General features: G+C 58.7%; 21 protein-coding genes. 12 read left to right on the top strand and 9 right to left on the bottom strand.

Annotated elements, in window-relative coordinates; all coding sequences use genetic code 11:
* Positions 1-6: 6 nt before the first annotated feature.
* From QZ869_RS12065 to ribA, 3 genes are read right to left on the bottom strand one after another with little or no spacing between them, the layout of a single operon-like run.
* Positions 7-762: an FkbM family methyltransferase gene (locus tag QZ869_RS12065; protein WP_296104944.1), complete on the bottom strand. Its 756-nt coding sequence runs from the start codon at positions 760-762 to the stop codon at positions 7-9.
* Complete coding sequence (locus QZ869_RS12060) at positions 759-1,523, bottom strand: CDP-alcohol phosphatidyltransferase family protein (protein ID WP_296104939.1); 765 nt, start codon at positions 1,521-1,523, stop codon at positions 759-761. The genes QZ869_RS12065 and QZ869_RS12060 overlap by 4 nt, the downstream gene beginning before the upstream one ends.
* 24 nt (positions 1,524-1,547) lie before the next feature.
* Positions 1,548-2,654 (bottom strand): GTP cyclohydrolase II RibA, encoded by a 1,107-nt coding sequence (gene ribA, locus QZ869_RS12055; protein WP_296104937.1) that lies wholly within the window; start codon positions 2,652-2,654, stop codon positions 1,548-1,550.
* Between the two features lie 156 nt (positions 2,655-2,810).
* Here ribA and QZ869_RS12050 point away from each other — a divergent pair, with 156 nt between their 5' ends.
* The 4 genes from QZ869_RS12050 to QZ869_RS12035 are packed head-to-tail and all read left to right on the top strand — an operon-like array spanning position 2,811 to position 6,058.
* Positions 2,811-3,812, top strand: a complete 1,002-nt coding sequence (locus tag QZ869_RS12050; protein ID WP_296104935.1) for a zinc-binding alcohol dehydrogenase — start codon at positions 2,811-2,813, stop codon at positions 3,810-3,812.
* Between the two features lie 13 nt (positions 3,813-3,825).
* The gene (locus tag QZ869_RS12045; protein WP_296104931.1) at positions 3,826-4,224 is read left to right on the top strand and encodes a 6-carboxytetrahydropterin synthase; all 399 of its coding nucleotides are present in this window, start codon (positions 3,826-3,828) and stop codon (positions 4,222-4,224) included.
* A 5-nt stretch (positions 4,225-4,229) separates the two neighbouring features.
* Positions 4,230-5,267 (top strand): glycosyltransferase family 4 protein, encoded by a 1,038-nt coding sequence (locus QZ869_RS12040; protein ID WP_367115331.1) that lies wholly within the window; start codon positions 4,230-4,232, stop codon positions 5,265-5,267.
* A complete protein-coding gene (locus QZ869_RS12035; protein ID WP_296104925.1) occupies positions 5,264-6,058 on the top strand; it encodes a class I SAM-dependent methyltransferase in 795 nt (264 codons plus the stop codon). Before QZ869_RS12040 ends, QZ869_RS12035 begins: the two co-directional genes overlap by 4 nt.
* Here the strand turns inward: QZ869_RS12035 and QZ869_RS12030 are convergent.
* From QZ869_RS12030 to QZ869_RS12010, 5 genes are all read right to left on the bottom strand, one after another.
* The gene (locus QZ869_RS12030) at positions 5,987-6,820 is read right to left on the bottom strand and encodes a RibD family protein (RefSeq protein WP_296104921.1); all 834 of its coding nucleotides are present in this window, start codon (positions 6,818-6,820) and stop codon (positions 5,987-5,989) included. The genes QZ869_RS12035 and QZ869_RS12030 overlap by 72 nt on opposite strands.
* Before the next feature lie 10 nt (positions 6,821-6,830).
* Complete coding sequence (locus QZ869_RS12025) at positions 6,831-7,364, bottom strand: cytochrome b (RefSeq protein WP_296104918.1); 534 nt, start codon at positions 7,362-7,364, stop codon at positions 6,831-6,833.
* 165 nt (positions 7,365-7,529) lie between these two features.
* Positions 7,530-8,780 carry an amidohydrolase family protein gene (locus tag QZ869_RS12020; RefSeq protein WP_296104915.1) on the bottom strand — a complete coding sequence of 417 codons (1,251 nt, stop codon included), beginning with the start codon at positions 8,778-8,780 and terminating at the stop codon, positions 7,530-7,532.
* Positions 8,781-8,787: 7 nt separating this feature from the next.
* A complete protein-coding gene (locus QZ869_RS12015) occupies positions 8,788-10,311 on the bottom strand; it encodes a gamma-glutamyltransferase family protein (protein WP_296105068.1) in 1,524 nt (507 codons plus the stop codon).
* Between the two features lie 68 nt (positions 10,312-10,379).
* On the bottom strand, positions 10,380-11,069 hold the full coding sequence (locus tag QZ869_RS12010) for a GntR family transcriptional regulator (protein ID WP_296038923.1): 690 nt from the start codon (positions 11,067-11,069) through the stop codon (positions 10,380-10,382).
* Positions 11,070-11,317: 248 nt separating this feature from the next.
* Here QZ869_RS12010 and QZ869_RS12005 point away from each other — a divergent pair, with 248 nt between their 5' ends.
* From QZ869_RS12005 to QZ869_RS11970, 8 genes are all read left to right on the top strand, one after another.
* Positions 11,318-12,877, top strand: coding sequence for an ABC transporter substrate-binding protein (locus QZ869_RS12005; RefSeq protein WP_296104913.1), 1,560 nt, complete (start codon positions 11,318-11,320; stop codon positions 12,875-12,877).
* A 73-nt stretch (positions 12,878-12,950) separates the two neighbouring features.
* Positions 12,951-13,916 (top strand): ABC transporter permease, encoded by a 966-nt coding sequence (locus QZ869_RS12000; protein WP_296038919.1) that lies wholly within the window; start codon positions 12,951-12,953, stop codon positions 13,914-13,916.
* A 13-nt stretch (positions 13,917-13,929) separates the two neighbouring features.
* Positions 13,930-14,877, top strand: coding sequence for an ABC transporter permease (locus tag QZ869_RS11995; protein WP_296104912.1), 948 nt, complete (start codon positions 13,930-13,932; stop codon positions 14,875-14,877).
* Positions 14,878-14,898: 21 nt separating this feature from the next.
* Entirely contained in the window at positions 14,899-16,092 is a 1,194-nt protein-coding gene (locus QZ869_RS11990) for an amidohydrolase family protein (protein WP_296104911.1), read from the top strand.
* Positions 16,089-17,594 carry an amidohydrolase family protein gene (locus QZ869_RS11985; RefSeq protein ID WP_296104909.1) on the top strand — a complete coding sequence of 502 codons (1,506 nt, stop codon included), beginning with the start codon at positions 16,089-16,091 and terminating at the stop codon, positions 17,592-17,594. Before QZ869_RS11990 ends, QZ869_RS11985 begins: the two co-directional genes overlap by 4 nt.
* Positions 17,591-18,589, top strand: a complete 999-nt coding sequence (locus tag QZ869_RS11980) for an ABC transporter ATP-binding protein (protein WP_296104907.1) — start codon at positions 17,591-17,593, stop codon at positions 18,587-18,589. Before QZ869_RS11985 ends, QZ869_RS11980 begins: the two co-directional genes overlap by 4 nt.
* Positions 18,586-19,563 (top strand): ABC transporter ATP-binding protein, encoded by a 978-nt coding sequence (locus QZ869_RS11975; protein WP_296104905.1) that lies wholly within the window; start codon positions 18,586-18,588, stop codon positions 19,561-19,563. Before QZ869_RS11980 ends, QZ869_RS11975 begins: the two co-directional genes overlap by 4 nt.
* 68 nt (positions 19,564-19,631) lie before the next feature.
* Positions 19,632-20,825: an amidohydrolase family protein gene (locus tag QZ869_RS11970; RefSeq protein ID WP_296104904.1), complete on the top strand. Its 1,194-nt coding sequence runs from the start codon at positions 19,632-19,634 to the stop codon at positions 20,823-20,825.
* A 138-nt stretch (positions 20,826-20,963) separates the two neighbouring features.
* On the opposite strand, the gene QZ869_RS11965 is transcribed toward QZ869_RS11970, so the two are convergent.
* The gene (locus QZ869_RS11965) at positions 20,964-21,470 is read right to left on the bottom strand and encodes a hypothetical protein (RefSeq protein ID WP_296104902.1); all 507 of its coding nucleotides are present in this window, start codon (positions 21,468-21,470) and stop codon (positions 20,964-20,966) included.
* Between the last annotated feature and the right edge of the window lie 56 nt (positions 21,471-21,526).

Genomic DNA, 21,526 nt, shown 5'->3' with positions numbered 1-21,526 from the left:
AGGATCTCACCGACGCTCGATCCGCGCGTAGATGTCTCCCGATTTGGCATCGGCTGGCGTTGCCGCAAGTTCGCTCAGCATCTGGCTTCCCGTTTTCCATGCTTGCGAAACGAAGCGATGCGTTTCGCCTTCGACGCGATTGAAACGATAGTCACCTATCGAGGCAAGCTTTGCGATCGCGTCATTGGCAACTGACGGCATGGCGGGGATATACTCAAACGCAATCAGGTCGATTGGCTGGCTCAGGCCTGACAAAACCGCGGCTTCAGCGCCTTCCACATCGATCTTGATGAAAGCGGGCACCCCGTATTTTTCGATTAGATCATCTAATCGCACCATGGGCACGATAACCCTCCCATCCCACTCGACGTGAGAGAAGGCTGCATTCTGCTTGACCGCCTCGACAAAGCTCGACGAAACGCTGGTGACCGTTGGGTGACGGCTGGAGATGAAAAGATCGACGCTTCCTTGCGTCGCACCGACGGCTACTCTTTCGAAGCCCGCAAGCTCCTTGCCAAGATGCTTTTCGACGAAGTCTGCGAAGAGAGGCTGCGGCTCGATTGCCACGACCCTCGCTCCGATCTCGATCAGCGTCCGGCTGCGGCTTCCCACATGAGCGCCGATGTCGAAGACAAGCTGTCCGGGAGAGATGAGCGAGCGGTAGAAGCGCTTCAATCCAAAGCGCCGCCAAGGTTGACCGTAATAAACGACGAGAGACCGGGCTAGACCGAGCGTTGACGATAGCATCGTTGCCACCGTCATGCTCTCACCCTATTGCGCACGAGGCAAATAATGTCTGCGGTAAAGGAGTAGACGAGCGCCAGAAGTGCCGCCGCCGCCAGATAGTTGGAGACTGGAGCAACCACGGCTGGAACGAGGATGAGGCACAGGATCGACACCTGGACCACACAAACGAACTTGCGCCTGATCGATGAAGGAAGATCCGCCGCGAGCGCCGGAAAGAGCCAGCTGGCCGCCACGAAGAAATACCGCATCAATCCGATCAGCAGCACCCAGGCGCCGGCCTTGTCGAGAAGAGCGGCCGCGACCGACAGAATGAGGATCAGGAAGGCATCGACTTCCATATCGAAGCGAGCGCCAAGCTCGGATTCTTGACGATACCGCCGTGCGAGATAGCCATCTATCCCGTCAAGCGCCAGCGCCACCACAACGACGCCAACGAGGATCCATAAGACCGTGTCCGCCTGCTGCAAACTTTCGAAACAGAGCACAGTTGCTGCCGTCAAACTCACGAGCGAGGCTCGAATGGCCGTCACCGTATTGGCATAGCCGAACCGCCGATGCGGATATTGCGGAAGTAGGTAGAGCACGAAGGCAAATATCGCCGAAAGGGACAGTGTTGCGGCAACGACAAAATCCCAGCCCAGCGACATTTCCACACGCACCAAAACCGCGACGGCGATGGTGCCGAGCAGCAGGCAGGCGAGATTTGCAAGCGTGTTTCGCACGAGAGGCCTTCGGTCTCTCAAGGTCGCGAGCGACTCGCCCTGTATTAGTGCCATTTTTATCCTCCCGGGATCCTGGACTTATTCGGCTGCGACCAGCGTTTCAAGGTCCATCAGATGCCCGGCACGGACGGTCTTGGTGCGGAGGTAGTTCTGGTTCTCGGCGGTGACGGTGCCCGTTACCGGAGCACGCGCCTCCACCTCGATACCTCCGGCACGAAGGCCGTTGATCTTGGTTGGATTGTTCGTATAGACGGCGACCTTCTTGATGTTCATATGACCCAACATCGCAACAGCCGCTTCATAACGGCGGTGGTCCTCGGAAAGACCAAGCTCGGCGTCGGCGTCGATCGTGTCGAGGCCGAGATGCTGATAGCCATAGGCGCGCATTTTCGCGCCGATACCGGTGCCACGACCTTCCTGGTCGAGGTAGAGTAGCACGCCGCCCCCCGCCTGCTTCAACAACGCGAGACCATTGCGCAACTGATCCCCACAGTCGCATTTCAGCGAGTTGCAGAGGTCACCCGTAATGCAGGACGAATGGATGCGAATGGGCACGGTTTTTGACACGTCCGGATTGCCGACGACAATCGCGACTTGGTCTTTTTGCGCAAGACCGCCCCGGAATACGACGAATTCGGAGTCGCCGAGGTCCTTGAGTGGTACGCGCGTTCTTACAACCTTTTCGAAGCGCTGAAGCGCCATTTCCGTATTCTTGAGGCGCGACGCAGACAGCTCGCAGCATCCGGCAAAAGGCTCGTGTGTGGAAGAAACGTCGGCGATGACCATAGCGGGCAGGAGAAGCGCGACGCGCGCCAGTTCTGCCGTTTGCGATGCAAGTTCGTCGGCATTCGTCCAATTTTGAGGACGTTCAGCGCCGAGAACGTAAGACAGCCGCGATGCTTCTTCGAAGCTGACATTTGAGAGTGGAGTCAACACATCCCCGCTTCCAAGAATGCCAAGGCGCGCTGCGCGCGGCGCTGTGAGAAGTAGAGAATGGCTGTTTCCCGTCGCCATCGCAAATTGGTCGTAAATCGAAGGCGCAACGGCATCGAGCGCAAGGACGGCGAGGCGTCGTTCGTTCGAGGAGAAGAGTATGGGACGGCCGTAGCGAAGCTCGGAAACGGCGCGCTCGACTTCAATCTCAGGGGTGGAAAACTGAAAAGCAGCATGGGCGGCAGACGACATGTGACATACTCTCCCTAGACGGTTTTTGTTCTCTACGGAGAAGATCATTGTTGGATTTCTCGCAGACACGGAATTTATTTTAGTAACCTGTACGGAACAAAACGCGCGTCTCGGCAATACGCTCCATTGCAATTCGCATTTATTAGGATCACCATTTTGGCATCAGCATCGCCCGAAACTTTCAGTAACAAGACCACACTATGCCGGGCGCTGTGGATCGAGACGGCCAACCGTTGCGCCATCAGGCAAGAGAGCATCGAACCTCTCCAGGCGGATCAGGTTCTTGTCCGCACACTCTACAGTGGGATCAGCCGTGGTACCGAATCTCTGGTGCTTGCTGGCAAGGTGCCATGCAGCGAGTTCGACAGAATGCGGGGTCCTCACATGGAAGGCAGCTTCTCATTTCCGGTAAAGTACGGATATTCCACCGTCGGGAAAGTCGAAGCTGGAGCAGATGATCTTATCGGCAAGACGGTATTCTGCCTCCATCCGCATCAGGATCGTTTCGTTACCACGAAAGACATGGTCACTCTCTTGCCGGAGGAAGTTCCCACGGAGCGTGGTGTTCTTGCCGCCAATATGGAAACGGCACTCAACATCGTCTGGGACGCCATGATCCAGCCCGGTGACCGTGTCGCCGTCTTTGGCGCTGGCGTCGTAGGGACGTTGGTCGCCAACCTTTCTCGCAGAGTTGCCGGCACCGATACTGTATTGGTGGACACGAATACTGATCGCCGCGCGCACACCGAGGCCATGGGCATCTCCTTTACAAAGGCTGGCACGCTCAAGGGCGAATTTGACGTCCTGATCAACGCATCGGCGGCCGGTGCTGCGCTTTCCGAAGCCATCGAGAATGCTGGGACCGAGGCGCGTATCGTCGAGGCAAGCTGGTATGGAGACAAGAGCATTTCCATTCCGCTCGGTGGCGCCTTCCACTCAAAGCGGCTCCAACTGGTAAGTTCACAAGTCGGCGCCGTGCCTCCCGCGAGGCGAGTACGCTGGAGTTTTGGCCGACGCATGGCGAAAGCCTTAGAACTACTGGCGGACGATAGCCTCGATCACCTCATTTCCGGCGAAACAGACTTCGCTGATCTGGCCGAGGACTATCCCCGTATCCTTTCATCGCAGACGACGCTCTGCCACCGCATCCGCTACTAACGAAAGAGAGACCATGTTTGCAGTCGAAGTTCGAGACCACATCATGATCGCCCACAGCCTTCCGCGTCCGGTCTTCGGACCGGCACAGGGCATGCATGGCGCCACCTTCGTCGTGGATGCGGCATTTTTCACAAAGGACGTGGACGAAGACGGTCTTGCAGTGGACATAGGCGCAGCGACGAGTGTTCTCTCAGAAACGCTGAAGCCCTTGAATTACCAAAACCTTGATGAGCTTGACATCTTCAAAGGTAAGGTCAGCACAACTGAAGTCATCGCAAAACACATTTTCGATCAATTGGCGGAAGCCGTTGCCACCAAGCGCCTTGGCCCGGGCAGCCACCGGATCTGCCGCATCCGGGTGCTGCTTCATGAATCGCATGCCGCGCGCGGCTGGTACGAGGCCGACCTTTGACATCAATGCTGGCCTTTGCCTACCCCGGTGATCTCGCGCTCAAAACCGGAGGCTACGGCTACGATCGCGAAATCATTTCCGGTCTCAAGCAGTTGGGGTGGACTGTCGACCTCATTCCTCTCGGAGAGGGTTTCCCCTCTCCGTCATCAAACGTTCTGAGGGAGGCTGAAAGGCGGCTTTCCGCGCTGCCCGACGGCACGCTTTTGGTGATAGACGGGCTTGCTTTTGGCGTCATGGATAAATGGGCAAAGCGGGAGGAAAAACGCCTCAAGATCGTCGCGCTCGTTCATCATCCCTTGGCGCTCGAGACTGGCGTCAGCGAGAACGATCAAATGCACTTGCGCCGTACGGAAACAAACGCGCTTGCAAGAACGCGGCACGTTGTCGTCACCTCACCGATGACGGCGCGCGAATTGACCGAGAACTTTGGTGTGCCGGAATCCAAGCTTAGCGTCGCTATACCCGGCACAGCAAAGCCACCACCGCGAAATAAGATACCCAACGAGCCCCCCCAGATCCTCACCGTCGGTTCCCTGACGAGACGAAAAGGGCATGATGTCCTGATCGCATCGCTCGCGACGATCGTCGATCTTTCATGGCAAGCCACAATCATCGGCAGCCCCTATCTAGACCCGTCCGTCGCCTTGGCTCTTGAGAAGCAGGTGAGAGCTCTTGGCCTTAGCGACCGCATCACGCTTGCGGGCGAATGCGAGGATCTTTCGGCTGCCTATGCCAATGCCGACATCTTCGCTCTTGCCAGCCGGTATGAAGGCTACGGCATGGTGTTTGCAGAAGCACTCTCTTACGGATTGCCAATCGTAGCATGTCACTCAGGCGCCGTGCCGGAGGTTGTTCCCACGGATGCCGGATTGCTGGTGCCCGTGGATGACGTCGGGGCTCTGGCGTCCGCGCTCACATCTCTATTGACCGATCCCGAGGAAAGAGCGCGCCGGGCCGAGGCTGCAGCATCCGCGGGTAAAAAACTTCCGAGCTGGACCGATACGTCCACAATCATTTCCAACAGATTGAAAGATTTGACATGAGCGGCTTTGACAAGGAATGGCTTCGCCTTCGGGAACCGGCAGATCGTGCGGCACGATCATCCTCTCTTGTTGACACAGTGAAAGCGTACATAGGATCCCACTCCCAGCATGTCGTCATGGATATAGGCTGCGGCACCGGATCGACTTTCCGGACCCTCTCGCCGCTTATGACCGATGTGGAGTGGAAGCTCCTCGATTATGAGACTGTGTTGCTTGACGAAGCGAAACGCCAGATCGGATCGCGGGACTACGTCTCGTTTCATTGCGCCGATCTTAACACGCTGGACGAGACTTTGCTCGACGATGTCGCGGTGGTTACCGCTTCTGCACTCTTTGATCTTTGTTCCGAGGATTTCTGTCGCCGGTTTGTCGAGCGATTGGCACGCAAAAAGATTGGGCTTTATGCGGCTCTCAACTACGACGGCGTCATGGAATGGTCGATCAAGCACCCTCTGGATAGTGCCGTCGCGGCCGATTTCAACGCGCATCAGCGCACGGACAAGGGCTTCGGGCCTGCTCTGGGACCGGACGCCTCGGATCATCTGTCGGGCTTGAGCAAAGATGCAGGGTTCTCCGTCGAGACGGCATCCAGCCCGTGGGAACTTGGACCGGAATCCGATGCGCTTCAGATTGAGTTTCTTGCGGGTCTTGCCACACCTATCCACGAGATCGGAAACATCGACCCCGCAGAATTCAAGCAATGGCTCGACTTTCGACTATCACGCGTTGGCGTAGATGGAAGCCGGTGCATCGTCGGCCATACGGATTTCCTGGCCCTTCCAAACGCTTGAATCTGCCTGCGGCTTCAGGCAGCAGTCGAAAAGCACATCGCTCCCGAGGCCGTAAATATCGGCCTGAGGGCGGTGAGCGTTGCAAAGCTGCGCGATTGGCGGAAGCGAAATACCGCAGGGACCCGAACCAATGATCAGCGGCGCAATCGCGACATGCAGGCGGTCGACCAGCCCCGCATCAATGAAGCGGGCGATTGTGCGCGCGCCGCCTTCGACAAGAATGCGCTTGAGGCCGCGCTCTGCAAGACAATCAAGAATGTCCCGCGGGTCAAGACCGCGGCCACTGCGTTGCAGCTTCACCACCTCAGCACGATAGGATGAGGCAGGGGCGTCATGTCCTTGAATGACGATCACCGGGGCACCGTCATCGTTGAACAGTCCTTCCATCCCCGTCAGCTCGCCTTTGCAATCGATGATAACACGCGTTGGGCTTGGTCCCCTGACTTCGCGTACCGAGAGCCGAGGATTGTCGTTCTGCACCGTGCCGACCCCGACGATGACCGCATCAACAAGCGCGCGGCACCGATGCAGATGCGCCAAACCATCGGGTCCGGAAATATCGCGGGCATCACCTGTCGGCGTTGCGACGCGCCCATCGAGCGACTGACCGACCTGCGCGATGACGAAACCGTCCCTTCCTGCTGCAATTGGACCATAGAGCATCAGCGCCGGGTCGGCTTCCTTACGGCGGAGCTTGTCCTTTCCGTCGCGAATGGAAAGCAGTTTCGTCCAGAGCCTGTCGGTCATGTGAAGGTTACGCATCGACGTCCCTTTAAAGAATGCGGTAAAGCGTGGCGTCCCGGCGGATCAAGTGGTGAAAGATCACAGCCAGCATATGTAACGCAACCAAGGCCAAAATGATCCACGCGCTCCACTCATGGATCGTCGAAAATGTCGAAGCAATGTTCGGCGACTTGCCGATTGGGCTCCATATAGGCAGCAGACCGAACCACTGCAGCGGAAAGCCGTGAGCATTCGTTGCCAGAAAACCCGATACCGGCATGATGATGAGGAAGAGGTAGAGCAATCCGTGGACCATATGCGCAGCAATGCGCTCGACAGCCGGTGCGGTGCTACGAGGCGCAGGTGTAAAAAGACGCACGCCCAATCTCAACAGCATGATCCAAAGGATCAGAAAGCCAAGACTTTCATGGACCAGATAAAAGTCGAGCTTCACGTCATCCTTGACGAAATCGAGCATCAAGCCCAGTGGCCATGTCAGGAAAACCAGCATCGCCACGATCCAGTGCAGCATCCTCGACGCCGGGCTGTATTTCGGGACGTCTCGTGCGGGGTGATCCATCATTCCGTACTCCGATAAATTTCGAAATTATGAAGACTAGAAGACAAAAGCGAAGGACGTCCGCAATCGTAAAGCGTTCCCGTCGTCACTTAAAGCATCGTGCATCTTATTGGATGCATGAAGCGCGATTTGCCTTGAAGAGGTTACACAGCGTACTTGTTTGAAAATCTATTGCGGTTTCAAGGAGGATGCTATCGGCTCGATGATATGAGCGGAGGGACGGACAAATGTTTTTCGTCCCCTCTTCCAGCCTGCCAGCGAGGGTGCTGAAGAGCGGATGGCATGACGCGGCTCCGTTGCGTCGAGAACAACGATATCGGCTGGCGCTCCGACATCAAGTCGATGATCGGAGCCCATAATGGCAGCGGCTCGCTCGCCGACCATCGCAAACACATGATCAATGTCGCTATCACGCGAAAGCTGCGCAACATTTGCGTAAAGATTTGCCATCCGCATCAATGACGCATCTCCGAAAGGAGTAAACGGATTGAGCACATTGTTGGTGGCAATGGCCGTCAGAACGCCATCCGTGGATAGAAGATGGGCGGGGGCGATGCCGCGGGGAATATTCGCGGTATGACTGCGCCCCATAAGAAAGAGATCGGTGGCCGGCAGAACGACCAGAGCAATACCAGCCTCGGCTATCTTACGCCCGATCCGGGAACGATCCTCCAGGCTCAGAGCGGATAGGTTCGTTACATGGCCAATCGTAACCCTGCCCCCATAGGCATTCGCCTTGGTCGCTTCGATTACTGCCGGCAGATCGGTTCTGGCAGGGTCGAGACTGAAGTCCAAATGGAAATCGACGTCGACATCATGCTTCCTCGCCAGAGCGAAAATACGACGCACATGCTCCTCAGGACGAGGATCGGTATAGGGGCATCCGCCGATCAAGTCCGCACCGGCGCTCAAGGCCTCGTCGAGCATCTCTTCCGTTTCTGGCTCCTGCGTCAGTCCCTCCTGAACGAAAGCGCAGATCTGGATATCGATCGCGAAGGAAAATAGCGCGCGCACCCGCTTGATCGCTTCGAATGAGCGCATGCCTGCGCGCGGATCGATCTCGACGAAAGTTCGCATGCGCGTCGTGCCATGCATGATGGCTTGGCGCACGACGGCGCTTGCCCGCTGATAGACGTCCGCTTCGGAAAAATTTGACTTGGCCTTTGCCGTCTCGCGAACAGCTTCTTCAAGCGTGCCTTCGCAGATTGAGCACCGCTCCAGAATACAGGCCTTGTCCAAATGAACATGACTGTCGGCAAAACCAGGAAAGGCGAACCTGCCGTCAAAGTCTTCTTCTTCCACAGCCTCACATCGCATACCGGAGCCGATATCGACAATCAGCCCATCGCGGATTGCGATATCGACCACATCGGGCCGGGCTGCGGTGCGAAGGTTTCGAAGAAGAAAATCGACCCGCATGTTTACCTCATACTCCCACAGCACAACCGTCACTGCGAGGGTCGTGCGCACCTTCGATCACGCCGTCATGGCCAATGCTGATGATACCGGCCTGCCCAGCCAGAGCACTGAGCTCTGGAATGGCAACGACCCCGTGGCCGTAAGAACCGAGAGTATCGAGTACCTCGACACCAGCAGATTGTTCGATCTTGAGATTATCGCGACTATCCGAGAAGGTACGACCCAAAAGAAAGCGTGGAGCGGACAGCGCTTCAAAAGGACTGAAGCCGTGGTCGATCAATCGGCTCAGAAGAAGGGTCAGTGTTTGCGGCTGACCGTCAGCACCTTGCGTGCCGTAAAGAATGGCCGGTTTTCCCTCACGCAACGCAATGCCGGGATTGAGCGTGTAAAAGGGATGCTTGCCGGGCGCGATCGCATTGATACTGGCCGGATCGGCACTGAAGGCCGCGCCGCGATTTTGCCACAGGATGCCTGTGTCTTCCAGCAGAACGCCGCTGCCCCAGTCATAATAGGTGCTTTGCAATACGCTGGCGGACCGGCCTTTCGCATCGGTCGCGGCCAGAAATACGGTATCGCCATGACGGAATGGTTGAGGCCAAGGCAAGGCGACATTTCGATCGATCTTTTCCGCCTTTGCGGCCAGAAAATCTTTCGCTAGCCAGGCTGCGCAATCCTGAACGACATGATCGGGATCGGCGATGCCCCCACGCTCTAGAAAGGCCTGTTTTATCGCCTCAGCGCAAAGATGGTAAAAATCAGGGGAATTCGGACTGACATCCTGCATCGCGAAATTGGAAAGAATGCCCATGATCGAAAGCGTCGTAACGCCTTGGCTGGGCGGCGGCGGCGCCAGAAGTTCGACATCGCGGTAGCTGAGCGACAAGGGCTCGGCCATTCTGGCATGCGTCCTCTCCAGGTCGCGTTTGCGGATCGGGCTGCCAGCCGCCTCAAGACCTGCCGTCATCCGTTGAGCAAGATCACCCTCGTAAAATGCACGATGCCCGTGAAGGGCAATCTCTTTCAGCACACCGGCTAATTGCGGTTGACGCTGAATACCTCTCTTGACGAAGAAGCTTGATACCCCGGGCCATGCCTCGATCTCGCCTTCGCGAAACGCGTGCCAGTGCGCCTGGGATTGGCTGACGGGAAAGCCGCCGCTTGCAAATTCTATCGCATCGCCCAGTAGGCTGGAGAAGCTTTCGCGACCTTGCCAATGGATGCAGGAATAATTCAACGCCTCGCCCCAACTATCGACGAGTGCGGCCGTGGTGAGTGCCGAGAGAGGACCTCTCGTCGGGATCGCATCGAGCTTTGGCAGGCTTTCGGCAGCCTGTCCGATACCCATGATCGCCTGACGGCGGCCTTCGGTATCTGCGACGATCCAGATCGCATCTCCGCCGAGCCCGCAAAAATGGGGATAAAGAACCGTGAGCGCTGCGCCTGCTGCGATAACGGCCTCTATTGCCGTGCCGCCGCGTTTCAGTACCTTTGCACCGGCTTCGCTTGCTGCGCGATGGGGCGTCGTGACCATGCCTTGGCGGGATTTGGCCGTATGAGCGGCCTCACGCGAATGGATATTATAAGCCGCCATCTGATCGCCTACTCGGAGGCCGAAATGTAACGGCTGAGGATTTCGCCGATGTCCGGACCGTCATCCTCGTCATCTGCCTTGGCGCGATCTTCAACCGCATGCAGATGGTGATCCATGATGTGGGTCGCCGCCTCGACGTCGAGCTTTTTCAACGCCTCGATCAACTGGATATGCTCGTCGATACCGCATTCTGCCGAATGCGGCCTGCCAAAGCGCGCGAGGATCAGCGACGACCGTGAGACGACCTGAATGATGAATTCTATCAACAGTTTGGAGCCTGTCAGCTCCGCCAGCAGGATGTGAAACTCGCCAGCAAGCCGGATGGAACGCGGCGACGATGCGCGCAAAGCGCGCTCCTCTTCCCGCACGTGACTGACCAGAGCATCGATACCGTCCTTTGGCATGCGCTTGCACAGTCGGTCGATCACCTCCCGCTCCAGGCAGCGGCGAAGGGCGAAGACCTCTACGGCCTCTTCGAGTGTCGGCATAGCAACGGCAGCACCACGATTCGGCTTGATCTCCACAAGACCGTCGGATGAAAGCCGCACCAAGGCATTGCGAGCACTTGTCCGACTGACGCCAAACGTATCGCCGATCGAATCTTCTGGGAGCTTTGTACCGGGCTTCAGCGCCTGCTCAAGGATGGCGCGACGCAGCGAGGCGTATATCGCGTCGCTTCTGGTCAGATTGGTGGACATCGCATCAAATCTCGTTCGTATACACTTGACGCGTGTATCGCACAGATTTTGTATCTAATCTAGCGGATTTTATTGCATACAATTTTTGGCTTGAAATTGCATACGAGTTCTCCTAGCTTCTGATCCAAGCCACATAGAATGGCGCTACAGACCAGCGGAATCGAGTATGGCACCGTTGCCGCAACACAAATTGCATGCAGTTCAGACCGCAATTGAATGCAAAATGTATCCAATAAAAGGGGACCACAATGTTAAGCAAACGCATACTACTGGGCACGAGCCTGGCACTTTTAAGTCTCGCCGTGCCAGCCATGGCAAACACACTGAAGTGGGGTGCTTCGCGCGATATCAGTTCGCTCGATCCGTATTCTTATGGCGACAGCTTTGCGCTTGGCGTTCTTAACCACGCCTATGAAGGTCTGATGCGCTATGACCGCAATCTGAAGCTCGAGCCGGCGCTCGCCACATCCTACGAAATCATTTCGCCTACGACATGGCGTTTCAAGCTCCGCGAAGGCGTGAAATTCCACAATGGTGCCGACTTTACTGCGGACGACGTCCAGGCATCGCTCCTGCGCGCGACCGATGCAAAGTCACCGCTGCGTGGCAATATCCCGGCCTATAAGGGCTCGCGCGTCATCGACGCTCACACGATCGAAATCGATGTCACCGCGAACTATCCGCTACTTTTGAACGACCTGACGACCATCTATATCTTCAATGCCAAGTGGCTGAAGGACAACAAGGCGGAAGCGCCGACGGATGTTGGCTCCGGCACCGAAGGCTATGCGACCTATAATGAAAATGGCACCGGTCCATTCAAGGTCGAAAGCCGTCAGCCTGACGCCAAGACGGTATTCGTCAAATATGATGGCTGGTGGGACAAGCCTCAACACAATATCGATCGCATCGAACTGACACCGATTGCCTCCAGTGCTACCCGCGTTGCCGCGCTTCTCTCCGGCGATATCGACTTCACCGACCAGGCCCCGGTTCAGGATTTGCCGCGCTTGGAGGCAGCCGCCTCGCAGGTCAAGCTTCTGGAAGGCACTGATCTTCGCACCGTCATGATCGGCTTCAGCCAGCGTGATACGCTGCTTTCTGGCGCACAGAACCCGATGAAGGATCTGCGTGTACGCCAGGCCATGCAGCTCGCGATCGATCTGGATCTCATCCAGAAGCGCGTCATGCGCGGCAAGTCCCGCAATGCCGGCACGCTGGTCGCTCCACAGATTCCCGGTTACGACGCCGCTCTCGATACGCCGGTCAAGGCCGATCCGGAGAAGGCCAAGGCCCTCCTTAAGGAAGCAGGCGCTGAAGGCTTCGAGTTCGACTTCAACTGCTCCGACACTCTGGTGAATGAAGAGCAGGTCTGCCAGGCGGTCGCCTCCATGTGGTCGCGCATTGGCCTCAAGCCAAAGATCGACCAGGGGCCTCGCGCCGTGCAGACACCGAAGCGGTCGGGAGGAAAGGTCGATGTCTATACACTCGGCTGGGCAACTCTGCCGATGCTCGATACCTACAGCCTGACCTCACAGGTTCTTCACACCAAGGAAGGATCCTTTGGCATCTTCAACTGGGGCGGGTGGTCCGACAAGGAATTCGACAAGGTAACGGAAGCATCGGCGGTAGAGCTCGACCGGACCAAGCGTCTGGCGCTTTCGGCAGACGCCCTGAAAATCGCCAAGCAACACGCGCTGATGATCCCGCTGCACCAGCAGCCGCTTGCCTGGGCCACCAGCGCGAAAGTCAAGGATTTCCCGCTCTTTTCCGACAACCTTCCACGCCTTTGGCTGGTGAAAATGTAACAGCGGATGACCCTCGCTGCACAAAAGTGCTGCGAGGGTCGACTTCTCTTTTTCGGACAAAGGACAGGGTGTCATGCTCGCCTTCCTCATCAAGCGGATCGGCAACGCCGTTCTCGTGATGCTCACGGTTGCCTTCTTCGCCTTCCTGATCTTCCGTTTCCTCGGCGATCCGGTGGAGATCATGGTCAATGAAAGCGCCACCCAGGTCGAACGCGACGAATTGCGCGCACGCCTTGGGCTGAACGACGGCTTCCTCGTTCAATATGCCCGGTTCGTCACCAATGCCGCACAGGGCGAATTCGGATTGTCCTGGCGCAATCAGCAATCCGTCCTGACGCTGATTGCGGAGCGGTTTCCGGCGACCTTCGAACTGGTGATCATCGCTACCATCCTGTCGCTTGCCATCGGCATACCGCTCGGCGTCTTCACCGCAATCGGGCGTGGACGCTGGTGGGCGGAGACCTTGCAGTTTTCCTCCATTGTCGGCGTCTCCCTCCCGAGCTTCCTCGTCGGCATCCTGCTGATCCTCACCTTTTCCGTCACACTCGGTTGGCTGCCGGGCTACGGGCGCGGCGAGGTCGTTCGCATCGGCTGGTGGTCCACCGGGCTTCTCACTCCATCCGGCCGTGCGGCCATCGTCTTGCCGGCGCTGTCGCTGTCGCTCTTCCAGATCACGCTGGTGATGCGGCTGGTGCGCGCCGAAATGCTGGAGACGCTCAGAACCGATTTCATCAAATTCGCCCGCGCACGCGGCGTCAAAAGACGCGCTCTGTGGTTTCGCCACGCGCTGAAGAACTGTCTCATGCCTGTCGTGACACTCACCGCCATGCAGGTCGGCAATCTCATCGCCTTCGCACTGGTGACCGAAACGGTTTTCCAGTGGCCGGGAATGGGCATGCTCTTCATGCAGGCCGTGACCTTTGTCGATATCCCTGTCATGGCCGCCTATCTCTGCATCGTATCCTTCATCTTCGTCACGCTGAACACCCTGGTCGACATCGCTTACGCCGTCATCGACCCGCGGCTGCGTGCAGCGTGAATAGGAGACTGTTATGACCGCTATCGAACAGACCTCACAAGCACCTCGGGCCTCCCGACTGTCGAAGATCCTGCAATCGGATCTCTGGTGGAGCTTCAGGCACCACCCTTCGGCCATTGCCGCAGCCATACTGCTTCTGATCTTGATCGGCTCGGCCTTCTTCTCGCCGCTCATCACCGCGCAGAACCCCTACGATCTCGCGTCCCTCGATCTTCTGAACGCTGAAATCCCACCGATCTGGATGCCGGAAGGCCAGTGGCCCTTCATTCTCGGGACCGATGTGCAAGGCCGCGATGTGCTCTCAGCCATCCTCTATGGCTCACGTGCCTCGATCATCATCGGCGCAAGCTCGGTTTTCGTATCGCTAATCATCGGCACGATGCTTGGCTTGGTCGCCGGTTACCATGGCAAATGGGCCGATGGCCTGCTGATGCGCACGGGCGATGTTCTTCTCTCCATGCCGACCATGCTGATCGCCATCCTCGTATCGGCACTGGCGAGACAGGCGCTGCCGCCCTCGCTTCGGGAAGCGGGAGCTTCCGGCGTTATCGTCCTTGCCATCTCGCTATCGGCCTGGGTGCAATATGCCCGCACTGTCCGCGCCCAGACCATGGTGGAGCGCAACAAGGAATATGTTCAGGCCGCCCGGCTGATCCGCCTTTCGAAATGGAAGATCATGCTGAAACATATTCTTCCCAACACCACCACGCCGCTCCTCGTCACCGCAACGCTGAATTTCGGTCTCGGCATTCTCATCGAGGCGACGCTTTCCTTCCTTGGCGTCGGCATGCCGCCCGAGCAACCATCGCTCGGCACGCTGATCCGCATCGGCAACCAGTACCTCTTCTCTGGCCTTTGGTGGATCGTGCTCTTTCCGGGCCTGCAACTCTGCCTGCTCGTCGTCTCGATTAATGTGCTCGGCGACTGGCTGCGCGACGCCCTCAATCCCAAACTGCGCTGAAACCCTCCGGAGACAATGTCCATGAGCGACCTTCTGATCAAGAACACAAGACCGACGGGTGGCGCGACCGCCGATATTCTGATCCGTGACGGCCGGATTGCCGACATCGGTCAGGATCTCGCAGCCACAGACTTAACCGTCGAGGATGCCGGCGGACGTATCGCCATTCCGGGGCTTGTCGATGCCCACACCCATCTCGACAAATCGCTGCTGGGCTACCCCTGGTATGTCAACGAAGTCGGCCCACGCCTGATCGACAAGATCGATAATGAGCGCAAAGTGAAACGCAACTATGGGTTGGACGCCCATATCCAGTCCATGCGCCAAGCGCTGCAATCGGTCGGCTACGGCACGACCCTGATCCGCACCCATGTCGACATAGACACAGACCAGGGGCTAATCGCGCTGGAAGGCGTGATGGAGACCCGCCGCCAGCTGGATGGCATCGTCGAAATCGAGATCGTCGCCTTTCCGCAATCGGGCCTGATGCGCCGCCCCGGAACGGCGGAACTGCTCGATGCCGGCATGGCGATGGGCGCCGATCTTGTTGGCGGTCTGGACCCCTGCGGCATGGATCGTGATCCGAAAGCACATCTCGACACGATTTTCGCCATTGCCGAGAAACACGGCAAGGGCATCGATATCCATCTGCACGAGAGCGGCGAGCTCGGTGCCTTTTCCATGGAGTTGATCTTCGAGCGCACCCGTGCGCTCGGCATGCAAGGCAAGGTCGCCGTCAGCCACGCCTTTTGCCTCGGCCATCCCGACTGGAACATGACGCAGGCGCTGATCGACACCTGCGCCGAACTCGACGTGCCGATCCTCACCACCGCCCCACCGTCTCGTGAAGTGCCGTCTCTGCGCCGTCTGCGCACCGCCGGTGTGCGCTTCGGTGCGGGCGTCGATGGCTTTCGCGATACCTGGGGACCCTATGGTAATGGCGACATGCTGGAGCGGAGCATGCTGCTTGGCATGAAAAACAATCTTCGGCGCGATGACGAACTGCTTTGGGCGCTGGATGTCTGCACCACGGGCGGTGCGAAATCCATGGATCGCGAGGCGCATTCTCTAGAAATCGGCGGGCGTGGCGATGTCGTCATCGTCGAAGGGGAAACCGTCGGCGAGGCCATTGTCACGCATCAACCCCGCAAGCTCGTGGTCACCGCGGGCAATGTCGTTGCGCGTGATGGCAAGAGTCTGAAGGAACGCCCATGACCGCGCCTTCATCCCGGTCGATGCTTCCGCTCGGCAAGAGACCGCCGGGTCGCTGGGCGCTCAAAGCCCGCTTCGTCGTCGCCGATCTGCCGGAAGGGCGACGCCTCGTTCCCGATGGCGAAGTCGTCATCGAAAACGACAAAATCCTCTGGGTCGGTCGCGATTTCGAAGGCGAGGTTTCCGCCCGCTACGACATGGGCGACGCCCTGATCGGTCCAGGCTTTGTCGATCTGGACGCGCTCTCCGATCTCGATACGACCGTGCTTGCCATGGACAACCAGCCCGGCTGGAAGAAGGGCCGCGTCTGGGCTGCGGACTACGCACCCCGCGCTTACGAGATGTACAGCCAGGACGAACTTGCCTTCCAGAAACGCTATGCCTTTGCGCAATTGCTTTTGAACGGCATTACCTCGGCGCTGCCAATCGCCTCGCTCTTCTATCGCGCCTGGGGTGAGACGGTCGCCGAATTCGAAGCGGCGGCGATGGCTGCCGAAGAGCTCGGCATCCGCGTCTGGCTAGGCCCCGCATATCGCAGCGGAGGCGTCATTCTTGACGAGAGCGGCGCGATGCAGCCTGTCTTCGATGAAGAGCGCGGCTTGTCGGAATTGGCTGAGGCCGCAGCCTTCGCCAGGCGCATTCACGGCAGCGCCAATGGTTTGATATCCGGCATGTTCGCGCCGGACCGGGTCGAGACCTGCACGGAAACGCTGCTTCGCCGGACCTTCGCCCATGCTGATGATATGGATATGCCCGTTCGCCTGCATATGGCGCAAGGCGAGATGGAATTGCAGACCATGCGCCGCGTGCATGGCGTTACGGCACCTGAATGGCTGGACCGGCTCGGCGTTCTATCCTCGCACCTGATCGCCCCGCATGCGACCGTCGCGACGGAAGACGACCTTGCGCGCTATGCCTCCCATGGCGTAACCGTCGCTCATTGTCCGCTCGTTTCCGCCCGCCACGGCTCGGCGCTCAAATCCTTCTCCCGCCTGAAGGCAATGGGCATCCGCATCGGCATGGGGACGGACACTGCCCCTGCGGACATGGTTCTCAACATGTCGGTCGGCCTGATGATGAACCGGCTGGCCGAAGGCCGTGGTGACGCCGGATCGTCTGCCGATTTCTACGATGCCGCGACGATTGCCGGTGCCGATGCGCTGAAACGCCAGGATTTAGGGCGTATCGCGTCCGGCGCAAAGGCCGATATCGCAGTCTTCGACATGGCCGACAGCATGATCGCGCCACGGATCGACCCCATCCAGACCCTCGTCTATGGCGCAACCGGTCGCGTCACCCGCGCCACGATTGTCGATGGCCGTATTTCGATGCGCGACGGAGAGGTCGCGGGCATCGACCTCACCGCCGCCAGAGGCCAGGCACAGCGCCAGTTCGACGGTCTCGTCGCCAAATACCCGGACCGAACGTTCCAGCATCCGCCGGTCGAGGAAATTTTTCCGCCAAGCTATCCGCTCACGCATCACTCCAGCGAGGTGTCGCGATGACCTCCGCCAACAAGACATCGGCAGCAATCCCGGCCCTCGAAGTCAAAGGCCTATCCGTCGAGTTCCCCACCCGCAAAGGCATCCTGACCGCCCTCTCCGATGTGTCTCTCACCGTCGAGCGCGGCGAAATTCTGGGTGTCGTCGGCGAGTCCGGCGCGGGCAAGTCGATGACGGGAATGGCGGTGCTTGGCCTGCTCGAACCGCCAGGCCGGATCTCCGCCGGCGAAATCCGCATCGGCGGCACGCGGACCGATAATCTCAGCGAGCTGGAGATGAGCACGGTTCGTGGCCGCATGGTCGGCGCGATCTTTCAAGATCCGCTCACCTCGCTCAATCCGCTCTTTTCGGTTGGGCAGCAATTGGCTGAAACGATCCGCCTGCACTCGGATCGCAGCCGTGCCGAAGCACGCACCCACGCCATCGGCCTGTTGAAACAGGTCGGCATACCCGGATCGGATGAGCGCATCGACCATTATCCGCACCAGTTTTCCGGCGGCATGCGGCAGCGCGTCGTCATCGCTCTCGCGCTAGCGGGCGATCCGCAACTGATCATCGCCGACGAGCCGACCACCGCGCTTGATGTCTCTATTCAGGCGCAGATCACCACGCTGCTGCGCAAGCTCTGCCGCGAAAAGGGCGCAGGCGTCATGCTCGTCACCCATGATATGGGCGTGATTGCCGAAACCGCCGATCGCGTCGCCGTCATGTATGCCGGCCGGGTGATCGAGGTCGGCCCGGTCGACGAGGTGCTGCGCAACCCGAAGCACCCTTACACGCGCGGCTTGATGGGCTCGATTCCAGCGCTTGGCGCTCGCGTCGAACGACTGACCCAGATCGATGGCGCCATGCCGAGGCTGAACGCCATTCCACAGGGCTGCGCGTTCAATCCGCGCTGCCCGGATGTCGGCCCCCGCTGTCGGCAGATGAAACCCGCGCTGGTACGCAATGATCACGGCAGCGTCGCCTGCCTCGTTCACGATGGAGGTGTCGCATGAGAAGCTCTAACAATGCGCTGGAAGTGGATCAGCTGACGCGGGTGTTCGATGTCTCCGCTCCCTGGCTCAACCGCGTCATCGACCGCAAGCCGAAGCGTTATCTGCGTGCCGTCCAGGACGTGACATTCACGGTGCAGAAGCGCAAGTGCCTAGCGCTTGTCGGAGAATCCGGCTGCGGCAAATCCACCGTCGCCCGGCTGGTGACGGGTCTTTATGATCCGAGCGAAGGCGCCATCGTCTTCGCACCCGCTGAAAAGGGTGTGAACCGCGGCAAGCCGCTCGAAGCCCAGATGATCTTCCAAGACCCGCATGCCAGCCTCAACCCGCGCTGGAGGGTTGGCGATATCATCGCCGAGCCAATCCAGGTCTTTGCCCTGCGGCAAGGCAAAGACGCAATCGATGCGCGCGTGGCGGAGTTGCTCCGCATCGTCGGCCTTTCCTCGGACGATGCCGGGCGGTTTCCGCATGAGTTTTCCGGAGGGCAGCGCCAGCGCATCTCGATTGCCAGAGCACTTGCCAGCGAGCCGGAATTCCTCGTCTGCGACGAACCGACCTCGGCCCTCGATGTCTCGGTTCAGGCGCAAATCCTCAATCTGATGCGCAGATTGCAGGATGAGCTTGGCCTGACCTACCTCTTCATCAGCCACAATCTCGCGGTGGTCCGGCATATGGCTGATCGCATCGCGGTCATGTATCTCGGCCGGATTGTCGAGGAAGCGGAAACCGAGGCGCTCTTTGCCAATCCGCAGCACCCTTACACACGGTTACTGCTGCAGACGATCCCCGATGTTGCAGCCCCTAACAGAGACCGCGCGCTGATGGGCGGCGAACCGCCGAGCCCGCTCGATCCGCCGAAGGGCTGCGCCTTCCATCCGCGCTGCCCCATCGCAACCGAACTTTGCAGCCAAGTTGCGCCAGAGGTTCGAACACGAGAGGGCGGCGGCAAGGTCGCCTGCCATCTGGCCCCACAATAAACGAACGTCGTGATGCGTCTGCGAAAGCGCTGATGCCGGATGATAAAATATATGGAAAGGAAACCCCGATGACCAAAACTGTTTTCACCAATGCCAAGCTGGCGGATGGATCGCTGCGCGACATTCATGTGGAAAATGGCCGGATCACGGCCATCGACACGGCCGGAGAAGCAGCGTCTTCGGCAACGACCATCGACCTTTCCGGCGATCTGATACTGCCGGGCTTCGTTGAAGGGCATATCCATCTCGACACCAGCTTTTATGGCGGCAAATGGGTGCCGCATCGCCCCTGCACCAACGGCTTCGATGTCCATGAGCGCGTCGCCTTCCAGGCCGAGAATATGGCCAAGGCTGAGCCGATGGCGGAGCGCGCGCGCAATCAGCTGGACTTGTGCATTTCCAAAGGCACGACACAGATGCGCAGCCATGTGATGGTCGATGGCTCTGTCGGACTGACATCTTTGGAGACTATCCTGGCTGTCCGTGAGGAATATCGGGATATGATCGATATCCAGCTTGTTGCCTTTCCACAAAGCGGCATCCTCAAAAGCCCGGGAACGCCCGAGCTTCTCGACGCCGCCATCGGGCTTGGTGCGGACCTCGTCGGCGGTCTCGATCCGGCAAGCTTTGATCGCGACGTCAACGGTCACCTCGATGTGGTCTTCGGCGTTGCCGAAAAGCATGGCGTCGATATCGATATCCATCTCCATGATGCGGGCTCGATGGGCGCTTTCACCATCGAGGAGATTTGCGACCGGACTGTTGCGCTCGGCATGCAGGGACATGTCGCCGTCAGTCATGCTTATGGGCTTGGAGATCTTGCCCCGGATGCGGCCAAGAAGATCGCAGCCAGGATCGCCAAAAGCGGCGTCTCGATCATGACCAATGCGCCCGGCAACCATAATTTTCCGCCGGTCGCGTTGCTCCGCCGCGAAGGCGTCACCGTCTTCAGCGGCAGCGATAATATCCGCGATTCCTGGTGGCCTTATGGCGATGGCGACATGCTGCATCGCGCCGAGATCATCGGCTACAGATCGGGCTTCTATACCGACGACGAGCTCTGCGCAGCTTTCGACGTCGTCACGGCTGCGGGCGCAAAAGCCCTGAGGCTCGAAGGTTACGGCATCGAGATCGGCGCGAAGGCCGATTTCGTATCCCTGGCGGCTGAGCACGTTCCCGAGGCCGTAATTGCCTTTCCGACACGCCACAAAGTTTTTAAGGAAGGGCGTCTTGTTGCTGAAAACGGCCTAGTGAAGCGCTGACCCACTGCTGGTGCTGTGCCGAGACGATGACGCGTCTTGCCACAGTCAGCCCAACCATCGCAAAAAGGCCGCCCAATATCTTGGGCGACCTTTGTCAAACCTGCTGTGATCTTGAAACCATCAGCGTTATTTAACGCCTTAGGGCCTGCGCGGGCCACCTTCTGGACCGCGAGGGCCACCTTCCGGTCCGCGTGGCGGCTTGCCGGCCGGGCCGAGTTGATCGGTCCTGCCGTCCTCATGGACGATATAGCTTCCATGCAGAAAGCCGTCGTCGAAGCGGCCCTGAACCGTTACGACTTCATCCTTGTTGACGATCGCGCCGCTGCGTCCTTCCGGCCCGGTTTCCACCAGCGCACGCCCACTATCATCCTGAATGATGAATTTGTTTCCGAATATTTCCACCACTTTGCCCTTGACGCTGGTGAGGCTGTCGTCCGGCATGGCGGATATGGCAACGGGTGCGATGGGCGCAAGCTCTCCCGCCGGTCGCGTCAGCTTCATGGCAGCAGCGCCTCCGGCAACGCCCAAGGCCAGGATGGCTATGGCGCCAATGGTCACAGCAGCTGCAGAACGCTTTTTCGGATGCGGGTGGGCATGGCTGAGTTCATCGTGATGCTTGTTTTCGGTTTCAGGGGTAACAGACATTTCTGGTCTCCTTTTTGAGTGGAATGCCCCTTTCTACCAAAGCGCCGCCTCCACCA

The sequence above is a fragment of the uncultured Agrobacterium sp. genome, assembly GCF_913777885.1.
Lineage (GTDB): Bacteria > Pseudomonadota > Alphaproteobacteria > Rhizobiales > Rhizobiaceae > Agrobacterium.
Note: the sequence above shows the minus strand (reverse complement) of the source record. Positions and strands in the feature narration are given on the sequence as shown.